This window comes from Methanoplanus limicola DSM 2279 (assembly GCF_000243255.1).
Taxonomy (GTDB): Archaea; Halobacteriota; Methanomicrobia; order Methanomicrobiales; family Methanomicrobiaceae; genus Methanoplanus; species Methanoplanus limicola.
On record NZ_CM001436.1, the window covers coordinates 647,355 to 671,733 of the forward strand.

Genomic DNA, 24,379 nt, shown 5'->3' on the forward strand with positions numbered 1-24,379 from the left:
CACATAAACTCTGATTAAGGTTTGCATGCCGGTTGCTCTTAGAAACTATGAGGTACAACTATGAAATTAAAGAAAGGCATGCGGGCCTTGAGCCTGCTATTGATAATGGCACTTATTGGGGCGATGTTCGTTCCGGTGGTTAGTGCCGTCAAAGATGTAAATATTATTGAAAAAAATTATGTCTCAACTGATGATGCTTATAAAGCATCTTTAAAAGCTCTTAATTTATTTTTATCGGCCGGGGCAATTAGCGATGATAACTATTCACCCCAAATGTTGCAGAAACAACCTGTAGAAATATATGATTTAAACGGATTGATCATTTATTATCAGTTTCCAATTGAAAAAAATGGCAAAAACGAGGGATTTGTTCGTGCGGCAGCAAGTAAAGTCCTTGGAAGTACTGTTACAATGATAAAAGACAGACCGGATAATGTTGATTATTCATCTGTTCTCGAAAATACAGAAAGGGTTATTCAAAATAAGTATTCAGTAAAAAAAGATCCTGATCTAAAAATTGTTTGTTATGATTACCCGGAATTGGGTGTAATGTATAGCTTCAGGGATGAAAGGGATCAATTTGTAAAATTGATATTTGATCTGGAACAGAATCTAATAACTGATGTTAATACTCAAACCAACGGACCGGGATATTATTCATTATACAATGAAATAAACGAAGATGAAATTTATACTAATATCTTCAAATGGAATGAAGAATATGACAATGAATTAGAAACCAAATCTACAACATATAAAGATCTATGGAATTCCGCAAATCATATTACACAACCAAACAATGTTTGGTGTGCTGTTACAACAGGAAAAATGATTGCATATTGGTTTGGTGTTACAGATACCTTTTCACATATTGCAGAGGAAATGAATTCAGGAACACCTCTAGACCCATTAGCCACATCCGACACCGACGATGAACTTGATTACTATGAAAATTCTCCAACAGGACTTTGCTGTGATGCCGAACTAAAAGAAGGAAACCAGATAACATTTTATACAGGAATGTATCAGATTTATCATGATGAAAACCCAATCGCTTCCACAGTGGGGAATCATTCCAGAGCATGTGCAGGAGTTTTAGAATCATCTAATGGCAAATATTTCCATATTTATGATCCTTCATCGGATGGAAATATATATTGGGAAAACTTCGATTCAACAACATACCTTACATGGATATTAGTTGATTAAGTGAGAATCGATATATGAAAAAAATAATATCGATAGTTACTCTATTGGCCTGTATTTTTATATTATCATACGGGTTTTTACAATATACTCACTTTTTTTATCCGGAATCAAAAAAAACTGACAATCTGTCAGAATATAATCCATTAATCATATATGAAAATTATTCATTTTCTTCAGATGACAAAAAAACATTATTTATAGCACCGGATGGATGGGGTCCAATATTAGTATTTGATTCTGATACATCATATAAACAAATTAATAGTATCATGAAAAAATATTTTAATAACTCAAATATATCATGGAGAATTATGTACGACGAAATCTACATGAATTATATACTTCATTCGAATGATAAAAAAATCAATAATGACATTATCTTCTTCGAAAATCAATCCTGCTATAACTATAATCCTGATTTCATCAGTGGCATCAATGTACTTGAAAACCCAAAGGTTACATCCAATGGAACTATAGCATATGCCTTTTCATTGATCTGCCCAACAGATGAACTAAATGATATAACACATAATGACAAATTCAAAGAACTGGAAATTTCAGAAACAACTCTTGTTTACCTCTTCCCTGAAGATGGTAAAACCATAAATAACTCCAATGTCATATTAAATATTAATAATCTTAATAATAATGAAGACTCCATATTTGCACTAAAATCAAACATTGGCATTTATTATCCACAAATATTTAAAGAGAAAAACATAGAATTAAACAATTCTGATAGATTATGGGAACCTTCAGTTTATTTCAAATATACTATACCTGATGAAGAAATAGAGAATATTTTGATTAACAATATTCCTAATGGAGTATCCTTGGAGGTTCAAAATGATAATTTCATTTATGCCAATTATTATTTTGATTATTCAACAGGCAATTTAACTGATAAACTCAAAATGCTCAATCATTTTAATGATATAATAATTTACGAAAATCACTATTATGAAGAATTACAGTTTAAAGGGGATAACACCGGGAAATGTTATTATCCTGTCACCATTCTTGCCAATGAGGAATCTATATTAAAAGAAATGGATGAAATGGGCTTATATCTTAAAAAAACAAAGTGTGCAGACCTTAAATGCCAACCTTCTCCAAATGAAAACAGGACAAATCATTTGAATTATATGAATAAAACATATGCCAATGGAAATGTACTATTTATAATTAAGAAATTCTGCAAATATTGCACTTGAAATTCTTAATCATTAATTTATCTTACAATCCGCAGGTATGAATTAATTTCAAAATGTAAAATAGAAAGATCTATATATTACAATCAATATATACATTACCTCCTATGGAAATCTTAGATGGTTATGTTGAGGGTTCAATTGAGTCAATATATCACCTTGGCCTGGTAGCAGGAATATTTGACTCTCTTAATATTGGAACAATTGCTGACAATGCTATCCCAAAAAAACGTCCGTGCAATATGTCTCATGGACAGGTCCTTAAAGCAATGGTCCTGAATGGTCTTGGTTTTACAGAGCGCCGGCTTTACCTCTTTCCTAAATTCTTCAATGATCTTGCTGTTGAAAATTTACTTGGCGATGGAGTTAGACTGGAGCATTTAAATGATGATGTAATAGGCCGTACCCTTGATGCAGTTTACGAATATGGTCCGACTAGGAGACTGTCTGGCAATGCAGTTTATCAAAAAAACGATGATAAATGAAGCATAATTTAAGCCTTAAATTAGAAAAGAAGCAAAATTTATTTTGTCACTTTTTATTCTCGGACAGCCTCCTAGATTATTCAATGAAATTGTAGTCCAATCTTTAATCAAAGATGAATTTGCAACTAAACTGATCCATGTTGACACCACCAATTTTAGTGTTTATGGCAAATATAACCGAAATTCTGATAATACCATCAATATTACGAAAGGGTATCCAAAAGACGGAAGATGGGACCTTAATCGATTTGTGCTTGGAATAGCAACTAATCAAATGGGAATTCCGCTATTTACGGAGGCCTTTTCAGGCAATAAACAAGATAGCGAAAGCATTATCGAGATGATTCAAAACTTTCAAAAATCTCTTATTTTCGATGAAAAAGTCTATTATATTGCTGATGCTGCGTTTTATTCAGAAGATAACATAAAACAGATAAGTGAGACTACAACAGGATTTACCGCTACAACTACGGTTCAACAAAACTTGCAATCACCCGTGCACTCGCAGGATTCCCTGACAAGGAAACAGTTCTCAAAGAGAAAGACCGTGCAGGACACGCTGTTATGGGATTCAAAGTACACAGGCTCTGGGACCCGCCATACCTTCAGGTGGCCATGGACCTTGTTGACATGAAGTCTGTAGAGAGAGTACTGACGTCAGTGCCCAAGAACGACCATGTATTAATTGAGGCAGGAACACCTCTGATTAAGCAGTTCGGACTTTCAGTAATCGGTGAGATCAGAAAGATCAGACCTGATGCGTTTATCATCGCTGACTTAAAGACTCTTGATACCGGAAATCTTGAGGCAAGAATGGCAGCAAACGCATCCGCAGACGCTGTTGTTGTATCCGGACTTGCACCTGTGCCAACCATTGTCAAATTCATCCAGGAAGCAAAGAAGACCGGCATCTACTCAGTCATTGATATGCTCAATGTTGAAAAACCGGCAGAGCTTATCGAGAAACTGGCAAAAGAAGGCGCAATTCCAAGCATTGTTGAGATGCACCGTGCCATTGACGCTGAGGGCGATGACTACAACTGGGGCGACATTCCGGCAATCAAAGAAGCAGCCGGCGGAAAACTCCTTGTCGCAACCGCAGGCGGTGTCAGGCAGCACGTTGTAAAGGACGCACTCAAGTCAGGCGCTGATATTTTAGTTGTCGGAAGGGCAATCACTGCATCCAAGAACATCCAGAACTCGGCAGAGCAGTTCCTTGAGGAAATGAACAAGGAAGAGAGGGATCAGTTCAGGATCATGACTGATTTCTGATCTGGAAAGACAATATTTTTTCAGAATTTCTTTTTTTAGCATTAATATCATCAGATTACGCCATAAATGGCATTATACTCTGTTTAGCAGAATGTATGAGAATTAATATAACGGAAAAACAAATACTCATAATTATGCGGAACTTAAAAATTATCGTTGAAAAACATGAAGATGGTTATATTGCATACCCCATTGGCCTGAAAGGGGTAGTAATTGGTGAAGGCGACACATATGAAGAAGCACTTTCAGATGTTAAATCTGCAATTGTGTTTCACATAGAATCGTTTGGAAGTGATGTATTTGAAAATGAGGAGATACTGGAAACCTTTGTGGCAGAGGTTGCAGTCTGATGAAGTTTCCACAGGATGTACCAATTGCAAAAGTTCTTAAAACATTTGAATTACCCGGGTTTGTAACAGTCAGGGCAGGAAATCACATCTCAATGCAACGGAGTAATCCTGACGGTACAAAAACTCCGCTCACACTTCCCAATCATAGTAAAATTAAAGGTTCAACACTAAGGGCAATATGTAATCAGGCCGGCATATCAAGGGACGAATTCCTGAAATACTTCAATCAATGACACATCAATAGAATAAAATATATAATTTCTTTGTGTTCTCCTCTTAAATGTCAGTTTACAGAAGAGACTGATTTACTACCCTATCGCTAACGTCATTTCTCCTTTTCACACCACAGGTAGTGTCAGGCAGCATGTTGTTAAGGACGCACTTAAAGCAGGTGCTGATATCCTCCTTGTCGGAAGGGCAATTACAGCATCCAAAAACATCCGGAACCCGGCAGAGCAGTTCCCTGAAGAGATGAACAGGGAAGAGATTAATCAATTTAAACAGTAAACAGTTATACCACTCAGCTCCATATTGATTTAAACTGGGGTGATTCATCAGATTCTCTTAGGTTAAAGATTTATTCTCCAGATGGCCACACATTCGGATATTACTATGACAACAGTGATGGTTCAAATGACGGAAGAATTCAGTTCAATATCAATAATCCGGATGGCATTGCCAGAGGCACCTGGCGCTATGAGGTTTATGGATACGACGTATCAGGAACAGAGGATTATACCATATGATGTATTAAATAAAATATGATGGATCTCCACCAGAAATTAGTAATCTTTTTTTTATTGACTGCTCTGCTCTGCATTTATCCCGGATGCTGTGAATACACAGTCACATTTGGTGAAAGTAACAGCCCGGATGCAGATATTTCAGGAGCAGATAAATCCACGACCTTCCAGGAACTGCCGCTCTGGATTAAAATATCATATGTTGCATCAATTATTGCCGGATTTTTTGCAATTGTCAAATTTTTGCCCCCAATAGTTGGGAGAATTCGTTATGTTCTTGCCAATGAAAAAAGAAAGGAAATTATGGATTACATATCAGCAAATCCCGGAAAATCTGTCGGTCAGCTTGCTGAGGAACTTAATACCAAACGTGAGACTATCCGGTACCATCTTAATCGCCTCGAAAAAATAACCATATAGTTTCTGAAAAAGACAGTAATTCCAAGAGAATTTTCATCAACCAGAACAGGTTTACAGGCCAGGAAAGAAGAATTATTGCCTTATGCCATAACCCTGTTAAGGCCAGAATTGTTGCAATTATCCTGAAATATCCGGGAATAAAAAATTCTGAGCTAAAAGAAGAACTTAACATTTCAAAAAGCGCTGTGACGTGGCACATCAAAAAGTTAGATGGTGCAGATCTGTTATCCACAAGGATCTCAGGAAAATTCAGGCATTATCATATCAGATCAGAGTTTGAAACTCTTTTCATCGAAAACCTGCCTGATGAGATAAAAGATGAATATAATCTGAAAGCTAATAATCAGGAAGATAAATAAAAGCAAATTATCAAATTGGATAATATTTCCCGGATACTTATAAGCTGACTGATCAATTACCTCAACAAATCAAATTATGAAACATTATAATTATACACCCATTCAATGAATTGTAACCCGGAAAGTCAGATTATTAGGGCAGTTCTGAATCTATTATGCACAAAATTAGCGCATCAATTAATTTAGTCGAATAACTGAATAGGATTACTCCATTTTATCAAAAATCAGTCCGCAAATAATAATTTCACCAAAACTTTATTGCCCGAAATATCCTGATCGCAGACAGTATTTACTGACATTGCACTATCAGTTCAAGACTATAGTGAGAGAACATATAATCACTTACATCAAATTATTTATTTGAAGGGCAATCGAAGGAGTGATCTTTTGATTAAATCTTCCTAAACAGATCCAGTGATAATTGAAAGGAGAGAATAAGGGCCGTTTTAACCAATCCAGTCTCCTTATCCTGCCCTGTTGTCTGCCTAGTTATAGTCAACCGGCATTTAACTGAATCCACATAAACTCTGATTAAGGTTTGCATGCCGGTTTTTCCCGAAAAACTAAGAGTTAAAACTATGAAATTTAAAGAAGAGTCATGCGGGGCCCTTGAGCCTGATATTAGTAATGGCAATTGCTGACGACGATGTTCGTTCCCGGCGGTTAGTGTTGTCGATACGGATTTTATTTCCCCCAAACTATGCAGGAAAAATTATTCCGTTTTGAGATAGGCGCAAGTGATATTTTAGAGAGGAAAATCCAATATTTATTAAAAATAAGCCATCAGCGATGATTTTACAAAAACATTGTCACCCAAAATCTCCAAATCCCGGATATTGCTGTCAATATTACAATAACAGTTCAATGATGTGGTGAGAGGTCTATATATAGTCCTACTTTCTACTTTTAACTGAGGGGTAACAAAGAGTGATCTTTTGATTAAACCTTCACTAAAAAGTGGTAACTGACAGGAAAGAATAAGGGCCATTTTAACCAATTCAGTTTCCTTATCCTCCCCTGTTGTCTGCCAATTGTAGTCAACCGGCATTTACCTGATTTCACATAAACTCTGATTAAGGTTTGCATGCCGGTTGCTCTTAGAAACTATGAGATTAAAGAAAGGCGTGCGGGCTTTTTGCCTGCTATTGATAATGGCGCTTATCGGGGCGATGTTCGTTCCGGCGGTTAGTGCCGGGACAGGTGATGACAATGACGCATCTTTTCCTGAGGTGGGAGTGGAATGGGTAAATGATTATTGGCCTAATCCACTTTCGCATTCTGATGAAAGCGCAACTGATTTTTATAATACATTAGGAAATGCAGGTTGGACAAAGCGATTTTGCCTTGGAGACAGGCAAACAGCAGTAAACCAGTGGAGTGATAATGATGAAAATTATGTAGATGGTGTGGATATTACATGGTTTTCAGGTCATGGACATCAGGCTTATCTTTTGTTGACAAATAATCCTTTGGACTGGGTTCAATTTAACCTTGTTGAATGGGGAGACTACGATGCAGAATGGATGCTGTTGCACAGTTGTCATACTACCGAAATTCCCGGAAACTTCAAAGGAATTCTTCATAAAGCACTTAACGGCGTTCATCTGATCTGTGGATTTAATACAATTGGTTATGATTTTGCAGATGATGGGGAGAATTGTGCACAAAGATTGCTTAACAGTGAAAAAGTCAGATTAGCTTGGTTTAACGCAATGGATGAGACACACCCAGATACAATTAAAGTAGGAATAATCGGCGAAAATTCTAATTGTGGTAATGACCGCATCTGGAAAGAGGGGACAGTAATTGCTGATCCTACTGTAGATGACACAACATATTATTGGCTATATTATTGCAATTAAGGAGGATTTATATGATTAATAAAAAATTAATTGTTGGAACATTGCTTGCAATTACATTGTTAGGAGGTTGTGCAATATCAATGGAAATAATGGGCAACATCTCTGAACAGGCTGAAATATCTGAATATTCTTCTGGTCAGATTTTAAATTCACTTGATAGCTCAAATCCAGACATTATTTTGAATGCTAAATTTACAAAAGATAGAACAACAGTCCCGTTATATGATATTAAATTTGAAAAATTGGACACAGATAATATTAAAAAAATTGCAGAATCTTTTGACATAAAAGGAGTTTTAGAGCCCTATATAAAAAATACGGGGGAAATGCGAATAGTGGATGATTCTTACGATCCACAAAGGCAGATATCTTATTACTCTAAATCAGGTGCAATAGTCTATTCAATTCCAGATAAAGAATTTCCAAACAGTGTTGAAGTACAACCAGTTCTTCCTTCCAAAGAAGAAGCAATAATAATTGCGGATGAATTCCTTGAAAAGACCAATACTTATCAAAAAGATGCCTTTATTAAAAATGTAGAAGTAAATCAAAAACAACAGGTCTGGAAAAGTGGAGCTACCAAACCGGAAAAATCTTATGATGTAACGACTGCTGTTCGTTATGCCAGAAATTTTGATGGAATTCCAGTTTATGGAGATGAATTTTCGGTAATTATAGGTGACGGCGGAGAAGTTGTAGGAATGGTGAAAAACTGGAGAGAGGTCGAACCGTCAGGAAATGTTCAGTTAAGAACAGTAGAAAATGCATATGAAGACTTGTGTAATCAAAATACTGTATATCCGGTAAACCTTGCTGAATTTGATACAGTTACTATCAACGACATTTCTCTTGGTTACTGGATGGAACCGAGGATCTACGAGCAGAATAAAGTAGTTCCCATATATGTTTTTAGTGGAACTGCAACAAGAGGTAAATTAACAGATCCATTTATTGAATATGTGTATGCTTTGGAATCATGAAAAACATAGAATTATAATAATGAATTATACATAAATGTATTGTGATAAATACAAAAAGTCCACCTTTTTTTATCAACAAATAAAAAGGGGTTCTTCTCCGGATGGCCACACATTCGGATATTACTATGACAACAGTGATGGTTCAAATGACGGAAGAATTCAGTTCAATATCAATAATCCGGATGGCATTGCCAGAGGCACCTGGCGCTATGAGGTTTATGGATACGACGTATCAGGAACAGAGGATTATACCATATGATGTATTAAATAAAATATGATGGATCTCCACCAGAAATTAGTAATCTTTTTTTTATTGACTGCTCTGCTCTGCATTTATCCCGGATGCTGTGAATACACAGTCACATTTGGTGAAAGTAACAGCCCGGATGCAGATATTTCAGGAGCAGATAAATCCACGACCTTCCGGGAACTGCCGCTCTGGATTAAAATATCATATGTCGCATCAATTATTGCCGGATTTTTTGCAATTGTCAAATTTTTGCCCCCAATAGTTGGGAGAATTCGTTATGTTCTTGCCAATGAAAAAAGAAAGGAAATTATGGATTACATATCAGCAAATCCCGGAAAATCTGTCGGTCAGCTTGCTGAGGAACTTAATACCAAACGTGAGACTATCCGGTACCATCTTAATCGCCTCGAAAAAAATAACCATATAGTTTCTGAAAAAGACAGTAATTCCAAGAGAATTTTCATCAACCAGAACAGGTTTACAGGCCCGGAAAGAAGAATTATTGCCTTATGCCATAACCCTGTTAAGGCCAGAATTGTTGCAATTATCCTGAAATATCCGGGAATAAAAAATTCCGAGCTAAAAGAAGAACTTAACATTTCAAAAAGCGCTGTGACGTGGCACATCAAAAAGTTAGATGGTGCAGATCTGTTATCCACAAGGATCTCAGGAAAATTCAGGCATTATCATATCAGATCAGAGTTTGAAACTCTTTTCATCGAAAACCTGCCTGATGAGATAAAAGATGAATATAATCTGAAAGCTAATAATCAGGAAGATAAATAAAAGCAAATTATCAAATTGGATAATATTTCCCGGATACTTATAAGCTGACTGATCAATTACCTCAACAAATCAAATTATGAAACATTATAATTATACACCCATTCAATGAATTGTAACCCGGAAAATAAGATTATTAAGGCAGTTCTGAATCTATTATGCACAAAATTAGCGCACCAACCATAATAGTAGAATAATCGAATAGAAACACTCCATTTTATCAAAAATCAGCCCACAAATAATAATTTCACCAAAACTTTATTGCCTGAAATATCCTGATCGCAGACAGTATTCACAGACATTGCACTAACAGTTCAAGACTATAGTGAGAGAACATATAATCACTTACATTGAATAATTTATTTGAAGGGCAATCAAAGGAGTGATCTTTTGATTTAACCTTTCTTAAAACAATTTAGGTAGTAATTGACAGGAAAGAATAAGGGCCATTTTAGCCAATTCAGTTTCCTTATCCTGCCCTGTTGTCTGCCAGTTATAGTCAACCGGCATTTAACTGATATCACGTTAACTCTGATTAAGGTTTGCATGCCGGTTGCTCTTAGAAACTATGAGGTACAACTATGAGATTAAAGAAAGGCGTGCGGGCCTTGAGCCTGCTATTGGTAATGGCATTGCTGACGGCGATGTTTGTTCCGGCAGTTAGTGCAACGGAAACACAGAGTAGTTCTACGCAATCATCAGTGGACATGGACAAAGATATAAATTCACATGAAAATTATATTACACCAGAATATTTCAAAGATTCAAAACCGGCAGAACCTTTGCATGAATCAGAAATGATAAATTTAATTATACCTAAGAAAACTCTTGATTCTTTTAATCAAGAAGAAAATTTAGGAATAATAAGTATTCCAGTATTCTACTTAGATATAAAAACACATTTCGATAAATCAAAAGATTATCCAAACAGATATATTGCTAAAGACATTAATTCCAATGAGGCAGTTGTTCTGATGCGAATGCCTATGGACATGTTAGATCGTTTTCTTGCTACATCGAAAAATAATGTTGTAACCTGGATTCCCGGAGACACATAACTAGGGCAGGACAAATGCGGCCAAATTCATATTTAATCAGAATTTGGCCAACATATTGTAGCCATTTTAAAAATGCACGGCCCAGTTATGCTTTGTAATTACTACCTAACGAGCGAAACAACATCCATCAATAAAATACGCACTATTTCTAATTTAAAATGTGATACGGCCATTTTAAAAATGGCTCGTTAGGAATTTTCGGGAATCCAGGTTGTAACTCTTCCATTCGCGAATTTTTTTAGGAACTATAATAATATTATGGACCTTGATTCGCACGTAAAACTTGAAGGAGATTCTATAATAGTAAATCCTGGCGAAAATGATGTTACATTAATTAAACAAATTTCATCTGCATCATCAGTAATTGAAACACCTGCTTTGGAAAGTAGTACAAGAACTGGGACAAAGTCAGTAAGGGTTACACCTCAAGGTGTTGATACTTGGCATAATGAAAGAGTATTTTTTGAACGGGCCAGCAAAACAGTTAATTATAACTACATTATTGGTCAAATAACCCCTGATACTTGGTCATTTTCAGGAAACAATGATCAATATTATGTTCCACAGGAGAGGGAAACCTATCTAAATCCTAACAGACAGGATGCCATTGAGGTTGTCGTAAATTACGACCATTATTCAGATTATCCTCTTGGTAAAGTATCATTATTTCCAGCCATCTATGACGATGGTTCAGATGTCATAGATTTAAGCAATTATGAGGATTCAGGGGCAGAGATTATCGAACTAATTCCTAATTCATTCCCTCATTCATATGGATACCATATTGAGATTTATAATGGTAAATATTACATAAACTTTGAAGATATGAATACATTGCAGTGGTTTGATCAGTATGTATATAATGATCAGGACAATCCCAGTACAACTTTCACTGAAGTTTGCGGTTCGTCTGAATTTTTCCAGCATACCAGCCCAATAACGGACTCTTTCTATGCATATACTGAACCGATTATCGATGAATGGGTCCGTGAAACCGGCGGCACATGGAGGGAACCAAGACAGGTTTGGACATTTGAAAACCAAACAGAAAACGAGAATTTCGTCCACATTAACTGGTGCTGGGGTGGTTCAAACAACCAGGAACTTATCACAGAATCATATGCCTGGTCAGGTTGGGCTTGACCTCCCAATTATTTTTATATTCGCCAAGGGATGATACATATTAATTATGAAATTCCTCAGGTTGTACCCAACCTGATTTTACCGGGTATAAAGATCATCAAACAAAAATTACACTTTAACAGATGTGTTGTAAATGAAATTATCAAATATTAAGAAAAACTATCCAATACTCCTTGTTAGCCTCATTATTGCCATAATTATCATGATTTGTCTTATTTATTTTATGGTGATTCCATTCGAAAATCTTCATCCAAACCAATCAAATGAGATCCCACAAACCTCAGTTCCGTCGAATACCACTTCTCAGACCAATGACTATTGTTACATTCAGGAGGTAGATCCTGATTATATAACAAATCGAGTTATTGTTCACCTGACTAAAGAGGATCTGATTTCATTTCCACAAGTTGAAAACGGGATTCTGAACTATGCAAATAATGACAATAAATGGTATAATGGTCGTAAATTTGTTTATGACTTTAAAGGTTCGGTGAATCAAATTACAGAACTTCGAAATTTATCTTGTAAAAACAGCACCGATCCAAAATGCGATCCTTTAGAATCACCTGTATTGTATGAGTACGATGGACAATTTTTTGCGATAGGTTGCCTTCCAGAATTTGGGAAGTCCAGACCTACGGTGCCTTCGCCAACAGCCGGCTAATATATTAAAAGGCTTTCTTTTTTTGTGAATATATAACAGAGGGAAAACATGGTAAAAAATTATGACTCATCTCCAATTTTCTGAGATGAGTCAAGAATAATAGTTCAATGATATAGTGAGAGTAAATTTATAATTCAATAGACTATTTTTAAATGGAGATGACATCAAAGGAGTGATCTTTTGATTTAACCTTTCCTTAAAACAATTTAGGTGGTAACTGACAGGAGAGAATAAGGGCCGTTTTAACCAATCCAGTCTCCTTATCCTGCCCTGTTGTCTGCCAATTATAGTCAACCGGCATTTACCTGATTTCACATAAAATCTAATTAAGGTTTGCATGCCGGTTGCTCTTAGAAACTATGAGGTACAACTATGAGATTAAAGAAAGGCGTGCGGGCTTTTTGCCTGCTATTGATAATGGCATTGCTGACGACGATGTTCGTTCCGGCGGTTAGTGCTGTCGATACGGATTTTATTTCCCCCAACTATGCAGGAAAAATTATTCCGTTTTGAGATAGGCGCAGTGATATTTTAGAGAGGAAAATCCAATATTTATTAAAAATAAGCCATCAGCGATGATTTTACAAAAACATTGTCACCCAAAATCTCCAAATCCCGGATATTGCTGTCAATATTACAATAACAGTTCAATGATGTGGTGAGAGGTCTATATATAGTCCTACTTTCTACTTTTAACTGAGGGGTAACAAAGGAGTGATCTTTTGATTTAACCTTTCCTTAAAACAATTTAGGTGGTAATTGACAGGAAAGAATAAGGGCCATTTTAACCAATTCAGTTTCCTTATCCTCCCCTGTTGTCTGCCAATTATAATCAACCGGCATTTACCTGATTTCACATAAACTCAGATTAAGGTTTGTATGCCGGTTTTAAGAACAAAATGAGGAAAAGTTATGAAAATTAAAAAAGGCGTGCGGGCTTTTTGCCTGCTATTGGTAATGACACTACTGACAGCGATGTTCATTCCAGCGGTTAGTGCAATAAGTTATAACGAAATGGAACAAGGATCTTCTGAATCAATAGCAATATTAACACCAGACTATAGTAAAACTGAACAGTATCTCAAAGATCCACTCTCGGAATCTGAAATTTCATATTATGTTTTTCCTGCTAAATGGATTATTGAAAATAATTTGAATGAAGATTTGGAAATCGTGAATTTAAATCTTGAAACTTCTGAATTGAATAAAGAATATGATGAAAAATTGGAACATCTGGTATATACACCAGTTCAGATAGATTCTGATGAAGTAATATATTTACTGAGATTACCTACTCAAATGATTAAAAATCAAAATGGAGATGATGAAAAACTGGATTTGAATTATCCAATAAACTTCTTTGGAAAATATGATAATTACGAAGATATGCAAAATGACATTCTGGAAAAAAGAAAATTAAGCAAATTAAATCTTGAATCCTCGAAAGATCCAAATAATTCGGAAAAATTTTCCTCTGTTGCCATATCAAAAGATACTAGATCCATAAATTATATGGAAAGTATTCAATATGATTCAGCATCAGGTTATTCTGATATAGATTATGTAACTGGTAAAATACAGCCATATTCATTTACTTCCGGACAATCTTGTGTAATATATCAGGAAAGAGAAATCCACTTTGATCGTGCTGGTGATCTTGTTGAGTTAATTCTCTGGTATCAACCTGATGGTGATATTTATCTCTCTGCAGCAATTTATGATGAGACAGTTCTTTGCTGGCCAAATAACGAGTGGATTGATGCATCTTCTATGCATCAGTATGAATATTATGTTCAGGTAAATTCTGATAAGTATTATATTTGGTTTAAAGACATAACAACCTTAGACTGGGATAATTATGTTTATGATGATTCTAATGATGGAGCAGAATATGTTACACATTTAATAGGAACATCAGAACTGGATTTGGTTGGAACACCTCAAACAGATTTTGAAGCTATTACTAATACAATGCAGGATGAGTGGTCACAAGACAGTGATAATAACTGGATCCGTCCGGGAATTTCATTTAGCTATAATTCCCATACTTATCCATATGGCTCTGGAAATTATGTCTACATGAATGATTGGGTTTCATCCAATATCATTTACACATATCATAAAGCAGGAAGGTATCAAACATGAAAGAACATAATAAAACAATCACACCATTATTTTTTCACCATATATGTATTGATGAGATAAATGGAGTATACACATATGAGTTTAATAAAAATTAAAGTTATTCTCACTATTTTCTTTTTTGTTTTTTGTAATTTAACTGCGGGATGCGTTGGAACAATTAATGAAAATACGGATAGCAGCGACATTATAGAGAATTCTCACGATGGAGATAATATATCAACTGTACAACAGGATATAATCTGGCAGGTATTGCCAAAGCAAACCTCTGTTGAAGAGACTTATCCTCCAAATATGATTGCTCCGACAGCAGCAGGGAATGAAGTTGCCGACCTGACAGTGTATGCAGAAAATTCGGAGAATTCAGTGAAATCAGGTGAACCTGTATCTATTGATGTCATATTTGAATCAATAGATGATTCTCCGGGTATTATCAACAACTTTCCTCCAAAAATGTTCGTTGCTTATGCAGACCTATTGGAAACCGAACGCTATCAGGTTGTTGAATATATTGATGAGAGAAAAGGAGATGTAACAATTAATCCCGGTGAAAAAATCACTCAAAATATAGTCTGGACTCCAAACAAAACAGGAGAATTTTGTCTTGCAGTAATGGACGTAAATATCTTTGATGGTGAAGGATGGTATGGATATTATTCCCATGTTGATCATGACAGAGGAGTTCCTGTTGCAAACATTACGGTGAAATGATAACTTAAGAGCTGAACAAAAGGGTAAATAGAATTGATTTTATCGCTCTTGCCAGATTATAGATCTTTTAGTCGGCGACAAGACCGGCCCGGTCGGCATGGCTTTTGCAAACGCAATGTCACAGCTCTCACCCGGACACACACCACTTCTGGCAGTAATAAGGCCTAATCTCTTAACAAAGCCTGCAACACTCATCATACCTAAAGTGACTCTTAAGACCGGAGAACAGGTAAATGCAATGTTTGGCGCAGTCCAGGCGGCAGTTGCAAAGGCTGTTGCAGACTCAGTTGAAGAGGGCGCATTCGGTGACAATAATATAGAAGACCTTGTACTCCTGGTAAGTGCATTCCTTCACCCGGATGCAAAGGACTACAACAGGATTTACCGCTACAACTACGGTTCAACAAAGCTTGCAATCACCCGTGCACTCGCAGGATTCCCGGACAAAGAAACAGTTCTCAAAGAGAAAGACCGTGCAGGACACGCTGTTATGGGATTCAAAGTACACAGGCTCTGGGACCCGCCGTACCTTCAGGTGGCCATGGACCTTGTTGACATGAAGTCTGTAGAGAGAGTCTTAACATCAGTGCCCAAGAACGACCATGTATTAATTGAGGCAGGAACACCTCTGATTAAGCAGTTCGGGCTTTCAGTAATAAGCGAGATCAGAAAGATAAGGCCTGATGCATTCATCATCGCTGACTTAAAGACCCTTGATACCGGAAACCTTGAGGCAAGGATGGCAGCAAACGCATCCGCAGACGCTGTTGTTGTATCAGGGCTTGCACCTGTGCCGACAATTGTCAAATTCATCCAGGAAGCAAAGAAGACCGGCATCTACTCAGTCATAGATATGCTCAATGTTGATAAACCGGCAGAGCTTATAGAAAAGCTTGCAAAAGAAGGCGCAGTTCCAAGCATTGTTGAGATGCACCGTGCCATTGACGCTGAGGGCGATGACTACAACTGGGGCGACATTCCGGCAATCAAAGAAGCAGCCGGCGGAAAACTCCTTGTCGCAACCGCAGGCGGTGTCAGGCAGCATGTTGTAAAGGACGCACTCAAGTCAGGCGCTGACATCCTCGTTGTCGGAAGGGCAATCACTGCATCCAGGAACATCCAGAACTCGGCAGAGCAGTTCCTTGAAGAGATGAACAAGGAAGAGATTGACCAGTTCAGGATCATGACTGATTTCTGATCTGGAAAGACAATATTTTTTCAGAACTTCTTTTTTTAGCTCCATTTACCGCTAATTTCGCCATAAATGGCATTATACTCTGTTTAGCAGAATGTATGAGAATTAATATAACGGAAAAACAAATACTCATAATTATGCGGAACTTAAAAATTATCGTTGAAAAACATGAAGATGGTTATATTGCATACCCCATTGGCCTGAAAGGGGTAGTAATTGGTGAAGGCGACACATATGAAGAAGCACTTTCAGATGTTAAATCTGCAATTGTGTTTCACATAGAATCGTTTGGAAGTGATGTATTTGAAAATGAGGAGATACTGGAAACCTTTGTGGCAGAGGTTGCAGTCTGATGAAGTTTCCACAGGATGTACCAATTGCAAAAGTTCTAAAAACATTTGAATTACCCGGGTTTGTAACAGTCAGGGCAGAAAATCACATCTCAATGCAACGGAGTAATCCTGACGGTACAAAAACTCCGCTCACACTCCCTAAGTCTTAGTAAAATTAAAGTCTCAACATTAAGGGTGATATGTAATCAGGCCGGCATATCAAGAGAAGAATTCCTGAAATATTATAATCAATGACATCGCCGGGATGGGAAAATACTACATTCCCTCATCCTCTACACCTTAAATGGCAGTTTACAAAAGCAACAGGTCAACTGCCTTACCGCTAATATCAAATCTTCCTGTCGCAACCGCAGGCGGTGTCAGGCAGCACGTTGTTAAGGACGCACTTAAGGCAGGCGCTGATATTTTAGTTGTCGGAAGAGCAATAACAGCATCTAAAAACATCCGGAACCCGGCAGAGCAGTTCCTTGAAGAGATGAACAAGGAAGAGATCGACCAGTTCAGGATCATGACTGATTTCTAATTCAGCCACACAATATTTTTAAAACTCATTTTTTAGAACTTTTCTCACCCATAATCAACACAACAGGAGTAATATGCTATTTTGAAGGATCTGTGAAACTGAACCTCTCTTTGAAAATACAGAGGATTACCTCAAAGCAGTATTATTCAGAAAAGTGAGATAACAGAGCAATATAACCGCCAGAATCAGCCGGGATATACTATATAACTGGCTCATAGCCAGCTGAAAAATAAGCATGCAACAGTCTCAGCAGGTTATGTAAAATAATTTCACTCATATTATATCCTTTGCAGTAAAATCACACATATCAGTTATTTAACAGATATAGCCGGCGGTGATGATAATAAATGAAATTATCCAGTTGATCTGGGATCTGATAATACCAATTATAATTATAGCAAATATGATTTTTGCTCTGGCAGTTGTTTTTATCGAGAGGAAAAACCCAACTGCCACAGTTGCATGGCTTATGGCACTTATTTTTGCTCCGGTCATAGGATTTGTCCTCTACCTTTTTGTCGGTCAGAGTTTTTACCGTGAGAGAATGTTCCGGATAAAAAAAGAGGAAGATCAGGCAATTACAGAAATAATAGAATCACAAAAAAAGGAGCTTATTACAAAAGATCTTCCGGTGGAAAAAACACTGTATGATCCCTACAAACGGATGATTCTGATGCTTATGGAGAGCAACAGGGCTGCATTGACAACCAAAAACAGGGTAAAGGTTTTTGTTGACGGAAATGATAAGTTTGAATCCCTCCTTGAAGCAATCAAAAGTGCAGAAGACCACATCCACATGGAGTATTATATCTTAAAAGATGATGAAATCGGGAATGAAATATTTGCTGCACTTACAGAACGTGCAGATGCAGGTGTAACAGTAAGGTTTCTTGGTGACGGGCTTGGATGTGCAGGACCAAAAAAGGAATTTTATGAACCTTTTAAAGCAGCCGGAGGAAAAGTGGCCTTTTTCTTTCCTTCTTTGGTAGCAATCAGGCATCCGAGGATAAATTACAGAAACCACAGAAAGATTGCAGTAATTGACGGCAAAACAGGGTTTATCGGAGGATTTAACATTGGAGACGATTATCTCAGCCGGATTCCAGAATGGGCACCATGGAGGGATACTGCCGTCCGGATTAAAGGTCATTCAGTACTGCCCATGCAGATAAGATTTATTCTGGACTGGAATTATGCTGCAAAAGATGAACAGATAGAACTGAAAGGCAGATATTTCCCGGAGATGACAGGAGATGAAACTGAAAAGAGCGGTAATGTACCTGTTCAGATTGTATCAGGAGGTCCTGACACCTACTGGAATCCAATAAAGGAGTCTTATCTGAAGATGATAACCCTTGCAACTGAGTCGGTTTACATTCAGACCCCGTATTTTATTCCGGATGAAAGCATTATGGATGCACTGAGAATTGCAGCATTGTCAGGGATTGACGTTAAAATTATGATCCCGTCAAAACCTGACCACCTCTTTGTTTACTGGGCGGGATATTCATACATCGAACAGCTCCTTGATGCAGGAGTAAAAGCCTATACCTATAATGATGGCTTCATTCACGCCAAAACAATAGTCGTTGACAATGTCGCCGCATCTGTTGGAAGTGCAAACTGGGACGTAAGAAGTTTCAGGCTCAATTTCGAGACAAATGCCATAATGTATGACAGAAATGTTGCAGAGGAACTAAAAGAATACTTCATCAGAGACCTTTCAGACTGCACAGAACTGACAGAAGAGCGTATTTTATCACTGCCAAAAATTACAAGATTAAAACTCTCAGTTTCAAGGCTTTTTTCTCCCCTGCTCTGAGAATTTTCTTTTTTTAAGCCCGGAATTTTTGCTGATCAAAACATGGATCATACGAAAAACTTCTACTTATCCATCCATCACCTTTGAGCCATTGCTTATGGGTTACTTAATTTAAGCATAAAAAAAGGATATGAGAATTATTTATCTGAACTGAAAATATCAGACATTCTCCTTTTATTCGCCAAATAATGCGCAGAAAGATATGATAAGGTGTACGGAACAAAACTCCATGCAATTACACCTGCTGTTGCACCCTTATTTAAGAAGTTCCCGGACTTTCCAATGACAATATTCTTCCGGTTCACAATTCCGGAGAGAAACTCCTCAACCGTTTCAACATATGAACCTGTCAGGACATTACCTACATCAGGCAGGATATGGGCATCCGAACCACCGGTAAAAGGAATGTCATTATTCCTGGCATATTCCATTGATTTCTCATTTAAGCCCCTTATCATTCCGCCACAGATTGCTTCAATCCCGTCCAGGTGGTCCATAACTCCGGGGAGCATATTTTTATCCACACATTTTAAGACCCCACGGTTTATTCCGTAATATCCAAAGGGATGTGCTGCAACTCTTAAACAGTCATATTGTTCTGCAAGAGTGAGGCATTTCATAACCGGCAGATTTTTTGTGAGGGCCGGACTTAATTCAGCTTTTTCCCTGTTAAAGTCATTAAAAAATTCAGATAGGTCATCTGATGTATAAAAATATATGAGGAGATGTGGTCCTTCTTTGGTATCAAGTTCAATGCCGGGAATTATTAAGGTGTCCTCTGCATATTTTTCCGCTTTTAAAGCACCCCCTATCTCATTATGGTCAGTTACTGAAAGTGAAATTCCTTTTTTTTCCGCATATCTGAGAAGGTCCGGAATTTTTGTGAGGCCATCTGAGTAGCAGGTATGAAGGTGCATATCCGCAGGGGTATAGCCATCTTTTTTTAAGGCTGAGATGTCAGGTTTTTCAAGTTTTATCGGGTTATATAAAGAGTTTGTCATTTATTTTTTCATTTCCTTTGCTCTTTTCCTGCGGTATGGGACGGCCAATATTGCCAGAAATAATATTGTAAATTGTTTATAAAACAGAGGTGCCTTCATAACTTATACCTTACACAACCAACAGCGATCCATATATTAAATTCAAACCCGGAATTGTGGCAAAGGGAATGAATGATACCGACAGTGCAGTTTTTGAGGCTGAAGGTCACTTATTTTATGACATTTTACCAACCGGCAATATTGCAGATACGCCAGATGCCAGATCTCCTTATAGCAGCAGAGAAAAATTACTAATAAAATTATTACTAATAAATTTATTAGTTTATTATGGCATTCACATTAACGCCTGTAAAAGGGGAAGACTTCATCAACAGAACCAGAATTCTTGATGAAATGATCTCTGAACTATCCAATCCGGACTCAACATCAGGATTTGCCCTTTATGGCCGCCGGAGAATTGGCAAAACTTCAATCTTAAAGGAAGTTTCAGGGAGGCTGACAGAAAAGGGAAATATTGCAGTTGTTTATCTGTCTGTCTGGGATCTTATTGATTATACAGTTGAAGAACTCTGCAGAAAACTGATACTTGAGATAATTGATGCTTACAGGCCGTATTTATCCCTGAAATTCCGTTCATACGAGCTGATAAAAACTCCTCTGTCCATACTCAGGAAAATTCTTTCTGAGGCTGAACTTAAAGTGGTTTATGATGAAATTGAGTTTATTATAAGCCGGAATAATGTGCAGAAAAGCAGAGATGAAATGATTGAGCACACTTTTACAGTCTCTGAAAAACTGTCAGAAAAATGTCCCGGAAATATCAAATGTGTAATAATGATCGATGAATTTCCTTCTGTTATTGACCTTAAAAGTAACAATATTAAAGTTGGGGAGGCAATTTTGCGTAAAATCAGAACCATATCGGAAAATTATCAGCACACTGCCCTTTGTGTATCCGGGTCTCTCAGAAGCACAATGAACCTTGCTGTACTCTCACCAGGGTCACCGTTTTACCGGCAGTTAATCTCAAAAGAGATACTCCCGTTCGATCTTAAGCATACCGGGGAAATATTATCTGCCGGACTGAATATCACAGAGGATTGCATTATAGAGATTTATAATTTCTCAGCCGGAATTCCGTTTTACATACAGTATATCGGTAAGATGCTTAAGAGAAGAAGACCTGAAGGCGGCACCGTCACTATTGGAGATGCAAAAGAGACTGAATCTGAATTTATAAGAGAGGAGGGAAATATGCTATTCAGAGAGGAATTTAATTCTTTAAGTCCAAAAGAGAAGCTGGTTGTGCTTAAGATTGCTAAAGGCTATCACAGACCAAAGGAGATCGGGGAGAGAAATGAGTTGAATTCCGGAGATATCCGGGATAAAATATCAAATGTAAGTACTTATCTTGGCTATTTAACAGATAAGGGATTTGTCATAAAAACCGGAAAAGGTCAATATGAACTCTGTGATCCCGTATTTGAAAGATGGATAAGAGAAGTTTTACTGGACACACGCTGATTTCACAGGCACCTTTCAGGGGATATATATCTCAAATCACACATACAGATTCATTATATATCCTGCCATTAGAGTAACTTAACCGGGAGATCATCATGCCACCCGTAATTCTGACAAAAAACCTGACTAAAAACTTCGGAGAACTAAGAGCTGTCGATTCAGTCACGCTTTCGGTTGAGAAAGGCAGCCTCTTCGGGCTGTTAGGACCAAACGGCTCCGGAAAGACGACAATGATCAGAATGCTCACCGGACAGATGAAGGAGTCGTCCGGCTCGGCAGAGGTTCTTGGAATTGACCCTGCAAAGGAACCGGTAAAAGTCAGAGCGGCGGTGGGGATAATCCCCGAACAGGAGACACCGCCGAGCTTTCTGACTGCTGAGGAGTATCTCTCATTTGCCGGAAAAATCCGTAAAATCGGGGATATTGAGGAGAAGGCAGAATGGTGGTTTGACTACCTCGATTTTGCGGACAAGAAGGATGTCTTATGCAAGGATCTCTCACGGGGAACAAGGCAGAAGCTCATGTTTGCACAGGCATTTCTCCATAATCCCGATCTCGCATTAATAGATGAACCCCTCATCAACCTCGATCCGGTCATGCAGAGAAAGGTCAAGGGCTTTTTAAAGGATTACACAGATTCCGGAAGGACAATATTTCTCTCTACCCACATACTTGAAATTGCGGGGGAGATATGCACAGATTTTGCAATTCTTCATAAAGGAAAACTCCTCCATACCGGAAAAGTAACTGAACTAAAGGAAAAAGATATTCATCTTGACGACTTTTTCATGGAGCTTGTGGAGAAAGAAATTATAGATGAGATAATTGAAGGGAAAGAAAGAGGAGAAGAAGGAATCGTAGAGAGGGAGAAGAATGCCTGAACTTTTCTGTGCCATGTTTAAGGAAGAGTGGCGGATGCACTCAACACTCTTTGGAAGCCTGAACTTTGCCCTCTTCCCATTCATGATCTTCGCAATCGCATTTATGGGTGCATTTCTGATACCGCTTGTAAGAGAGGTAATTGAGATAAACACCCTTGCACTGATAATACATGCCCAATTCGCACTTCTCGGAATAATGGTCGGATCGTTTGGACTTTTAGGGAAAGAGGTTATGAACCGGAGGTTCGGGCAGTCAAGCCTGATTGCCTATTCAGCACGAAGCCTGCCGATATCTGAGAAGGTGATATTCTTAAACTTCATCATTAAGGACATTGTATATTACTTCATCCTCTGGGTAATTCCATTTGGACTGGGCTTTTTAATCGCAGCGCCATTCCTTGGAATTAACCTGTATTACCCTCTTCTTCTCCTCCTGACGATTACACTCTCGTTTCTGACCGGGCTTTGCCTTGTTTTTCTGCTATCATCCGTCTATTCAAGGAGCAAAAAAGCTCTTCTTCTGCTGATTGCTGTAATTGTAGTGGCTGCCAGACTTATAACATTCGGCACAGGAACAGAATTCTCCTTCCTCTTCCCTCCGCTGGCGCTGTTTTATTCTTTGTCCCCTGTAAACCTTGCAGTCTCAGTTCTTCTGATAATTCTTCTGTTTACCATTTCGATGATATTCTTCACGCCGGAATACCGGAGTTCTGAGAAGCACTACAAAAACCGTTTTCTGCCTCTCTCCGAAAAACTCAGCATCTTAAGGGAGAATAACCTTGTAGCAAAGGACTTCATTGACCTGTACAGAAGCGGGGCCGGGATAGGGCAGACGCTCTTCTCATTTCTGCTCCCCCTGGGAATAATCTGGCTCTTACTCTCACTTATGGAAGGAATAATCCCACAGGAGAGTCTCTTATTCAGTCTTGCGGTTGTAACCGGAGTTATATCCTCAACTATGTACACCTGGCTTACGGAATTTGACTCATTCGCAGCATACATCTTCCTTCCGGTCAGGACTTCGGACATCATCAAAGCAAAGGCCGAATCCTTCACAGTGCTACAGGTAATTCCGGTGATCTTTCTCGTGGCTGCCGGAATTTCATCCGGAATTCCGGCACACATACCCGGAGCGGTTGTGCTCTGCCTTTCAGTATCATTTTTTGCCCTGTCAGTTCAGATAAGGCTCTGCGGACTTAATCCGGGCATACTCATCTACAATGTCAGAGTATTTCTGCTCTATATGCTTTTAATCGGCCCGGCTGTACTGGTTATGCTTGCACTCACATCGGCAGGCCCTGTATTTGCCTATGCCGGAGTTATACTGCTAATCCCGGCATGGCATATGATAAATTCCGGGTTTAAAAAATGGGACAATACTGAATTTAAAGGGCTTTAGGATTTTAGAACATTGGGATTTCAAACAGAAATAAGAACA

General features: G+C 37.9%; 24 protein-coding genes and 4 pseudogenes. 26 read left to right on the forward strand and 2 right to left on the reverse strand.

What is annotated here, in order from left to right; translation table 11 throughout:
• Positions 1-60 precede the first annotated feature (60 nt).
• The 9 genes and pseudogenes from METLIM_RS03095 to METLIM_RS17650 all read left to right on the forward strand — a co-directional run bounded on the left by METLIM_RS03095 (position 61) and on the right by METLIM_RS17650 (position 6,049).
• Positions 61-1,209 (forward strand): hypothetical protein, encoded by a 1,149-nt coding sequence (locus METLIM_RS03095; RefSeq protein WP_004076454.1) that lies wholly within the window; start codon positions 61-63, stop codon positions 1,207-1,209.
• Between the two features lie 14 nt (positions 1,210-1,223).
• A complete protein-coding gene (locus METLIM_RS03100) occupies positions 1,224-2,423 on the forward strand; it encodes a hypothetical protein (protein ID WP_004076455.1) in 1,200 nt (399 codons plus the stop codon).
• Positions 2,424-2,527: 104 nt separating this feature from the next.
• Positions 2,528-3,362: pseudogene (locus METLIM_RS17645) on the forward strand (IS1634 family transposase); the annotation flags it as partial.
• Positions 3,347-4,177: pseudogene (locus METLIM_RS03110) on the forward strand (bifunctional 5,6,7,8-tetrahydromethanopterin hydro-lyase/3-hexulose-6-phosphate synthase); the annotation flags it as partial. The pseudogenes METLIM_RS17645 and METLIM_RS03110, both read left to right, overlap by 16 nt.
• Positions 4,178-4,311: 134 nt before the next feature.
• A complete protein-coding gene (locus METLIM_RS03115; RefSeq protein ID WP_004076456.1) occupies positions 4,312-4,527 on the forward strand; it encodes a type II toxin-antitoxin system HicB family antitoxin in 216 nt (71 codons plus the stop codon).
• Positions 4,527-4,760, forward strand: a complete 234-nt coding sequence (locus METLIM_RS03120) for a type II toxin-antitoxin system HicA family toxin (protein WP_004076457.1) — start codon at positions 4,527-4,529, stop codon at positions 4,758-4,760. Before METLIM_RS03115 ends, METLIM_RS03120 begins: the two co-directional genes overlap by 1 nt.
• Positions 4,761-4,869: 109 nt before the next feature.
• Positions 4,870-5,034: pseudogene (locus METLIM_RS17305) on the forward strand (bifunctional 5,6,7,8-tetrahydromethanopterin hydro-lyase/3-hexulose-6-phosphate synthase); the annotation flags it as partial.
• Positions 5,035-5,288: 254 nt separating this feature from the next.
• Complete coding sequence (locus METLIM_RS03125) at positions 5,289-5,690, forward strand: helix-turn-helix domain-containing protein (protein WP_048145546.1); 402 nt, start codon at positions 5,289-5,291, stop codon at positions 5,688-5,690.
• Between the two features lie 74 nt (positions 5,691-5,764).
• Complete coding sequence (locus tag METLIM_RS17650) at positions 5,765-6,049, forward strand: winged helix-turn-helix transcriptional regulator (RefSeq protein WP_394295890.1); 285 nt, start codon at positions 5,765-5,767, stop codon at positions 6,047-6,049.
• A gap of 769 nt (positions 6,050-6,818) precedes the next feature.
• Here METLIM_RS17650 and METLIM_RS03130 read toward each other — a convergent pair.
• Complete coding sequence (locus METLIM_RS03130; protein WP_004076453.1) at positions 6,819-7,097, reverse strand: hypothetical protein; 279 nt, start codon at positions 7,095-7,097, stop codon at positions 6,819-6,821.
• Between the two features lie 58 nt (positions 7,098-7,155).
• Here METLIM_RS03130 and METLIM_RS03135 point away from each other — a divergent pair, with 58 nt between their 5' ends.
• From METLIM_RS03135 to cls, 14 genes and pseudogenes are all read left to right on the forward strand, one after another.
• Positions 7,156-7,911 carry a DUF6345 domain-containing protein gene (locus tag METLIM_RS03135; RefSeq protein ID WP_048145548.1) on the forward strand — a complete coding sequence of 252 codons (756 nt, stop codon included), beginning with the start codon at positions 7,156-7,158 and terminating at the stop codon, positions 7,909-7,911.
• A gap of 11 nt (positions 7,912-7,922) precedes the next feature.
• Positions 7,923-8,891: a hypothetical protein gene (locus METLIM_RS03140; protein ID WP_004076459.1), complete on the forward strand. Its 969-nt coding sequence runs from the start codon at positions 7,923-7,925 to the stop codon at positions 8,889-8,891.
• Positions 8,892-8,925: 34 nt separating this feature from the next.
• The gene (locus METLIM_RS03145) at positions 8,926-9,150 is read left to right on the forward strand and encodes a hypothetical protein (protein WP_004076460.1); all 225 of its coding nucleotides are present in this window, start codon (positions 8,926-8,928) and stop codon (positions 9,148-9,150) included.
• Positions 9,151-9,165: 15 nt separating this feature from the next.
• Positions 9,166-9,927: a winged helix-turn-helix transcriptional regulator gene (locus METLIM_RS03150; RefSeq protein WP_004076461.1), complete on the forward strand. Its 762-nt coding sequence runs from the start codon at positions 9,166-9,168 to the stop codon at positions 9,925-9,927.
• A 704-nt stretch (positions 9,928-10,631) separates the two neighbouring features.
• Positions 10,632-10,982 carry a hypothetical protein gene (locus METLIM_RS03155; protein ID WP_048145550.1) on the forward strand — a complete coding sequence of 117 codons (351 nt, stop codon included), beginning with the start codon at positions 10,632-10,634 and terminating at the stop codon, positions 10,980-10,982.
• 258 nt (positions 10,983-11,240) lie between these two features.
• The gene (locus METLIM_RS03160; protein WP_004076463.1) at positions 11,241-12,125 is read left to right on the forward strand and encodes a hypothetical protein; all 885 of its coding nucleotides are present in this window, start codon (positions 11,241-11,243) and stop codon (positions 12,123-12,125) included.
• A 133-nt stretch (positions 12,126-12,258) separates the two neighbouring features.
• Positions 12,259-12,789: a hypothetical protein gene (locus METLIM_RS03165; protein WP_004076464.1), complete on the forward strand. Its 531-nt coding sequence runs from the start codon at positions 12,259-12,261 to the stop codon at positions 12,787-12,789.
• Between the two features lie 912 nt (positions 12,790-13,701).
• Entirely contained in the window at positions 13,702-14,934 is a 1,233-nt protein-coding gene (locus METLIM_RS03170; protein ID WP_004076465.1) for a hypothetical protein, read from the forward strand.
• A gap of 75 nt (positions 14,935-15,009) precedes the next feature.
• Entirely contained in the window at positions 15,010-15,642 is a 633-nt protein-coding gene (locus METLIM_RS03175; protein ID WP_004076467.1) for a hypothetical protein, read from the forward strand.
• A gap of 55 nt (positions 15,643-15,697) precedes the next feature.
• Complete coding sequence (locus METLIM_RS03180; protein WP_004076468.1) at positions 15,698-16,840, forward strand: bifunctional 5,6,7,8-tetrahydromethanopterin hydro-lyase/3-hexulose-6-phosphate synthase; 1,143 nt, start codon at positions 15,698-15,700, stop codon at positions 16,838-16,840.
• Positions 16,841-16,974: 134 nt separating this feature from the next.
• Positions 16,975-17,190 carry a type II toxin-antitoxin system HicB family antitoxin gene (locus METLIM_RS03185; protein WP_004076456.1) on the forward strand — a complete coding sequence of 72 codons (216 nt, stop codon included), beginning with the start codon at positions 16,975-16,977 and terminating at the stop codon, positions 17,188-17,190.
• On the forward strand, positions 17,190-17,339 hold the full coding sequence (locus METLIM_RS17310) for a hypothetical protein (protein ID WP_174266682.1): 150 nt from the start codon (positions 17,190-17,192) through the stop codon (positions 17,337-17,339). The genes METLIM_RS03185 and METLIM_RS17310 overlap by 1 nt, the downstream gene beginning before the upstream one ends.
• A 185-nt stretch (positions 17,340-17,524) precedes the next feature.
• Positions 17,525-17,713: pseudogene (locus METLIM_RS03195) on the forward strand (bifunctional 5,6,7,8-tetrahydromethanopterin hydro-lyase/3-hexulose-6-phosphate synthase); the annotation flags it as partial.
• Positions 17,714-18,050: 337 nt separating this feature from the next.
• Positions 18,051-19,535 (forward strand): cardiolipin synthase, encoded by a 1,485-nt coding sequence (cls, locus tag METLIM_RS03200; protein ID WP_004076469.1) that lies wholly within the window; start codon positions 18,051-18,053, stop codon positions 19,533-19,535.
• A gap of 137 nt (positions 19,536-19,672) precedes the next feature.
• Here cls and METLIM_RS03205 read toward each other — a convergent pair whose 3' ends face one another.
• The gene (locus METLIM_RS03205) at positions 19,673-20,536 is read right to left on the reverse strand and encodes a PHP-associated domain-containing protein (protein ID WP_004076470.1); all 864 of its coding nucleotides are present in this window, start codon (positions 20,534-20,536) and stop codon (positions 19,673-19,675) included.
• A gap of 327 nt (positions 20,537-20,863) precedes the next feature.
• On the opposite strand from METLIM_RS03205, the gene METLIM_RS03210 reads away from it, so the two are divergent.
• From METLIM_RS03210 to METLIM_RS03220, 3 genes are all read left to right on the forward strand, one after another.
• On the forward strand, positions 20,864-22,060 hold the full coding sequence (locus METLIM_RS03210; protein ID WP_004076471.1) for an AAA family ATPase: 1,197 nt from the start codon (positions 20,864-20,866) through the stop codon (positions 22,058-22,060).
• 95 nt (positions 22,061-22,155) lie between these two features.
• A complete protein-coding gene (locus tag METLIM_RS03215) occupies positions 22,156-22,941 on the forward strand; it encodes an ABC transporter ATP-binding protein (protein ID WP_004076472.1) in 786 nt (261 codons plus the stop codon).
• Positions 22,934-24,340 carry a hypothetical protein gene (locus METLIM_RS03220; RefSeq protein WP_004076473.1) on the forward strand — a complete coding sequence of 469 codons (1,407 nt, stop codon included), beginning with the start codon at positions 22,934-22,936 and terminating at the stop codon, positions 24,338-24,340. The genes METLIM_RS03215 and METLIM_RS03220 overlap by 8 nt, the downstream gene beginning before the upstream one ends.
• Positions 24,341-24,379 lie beyond the last annotated feature (39 nt).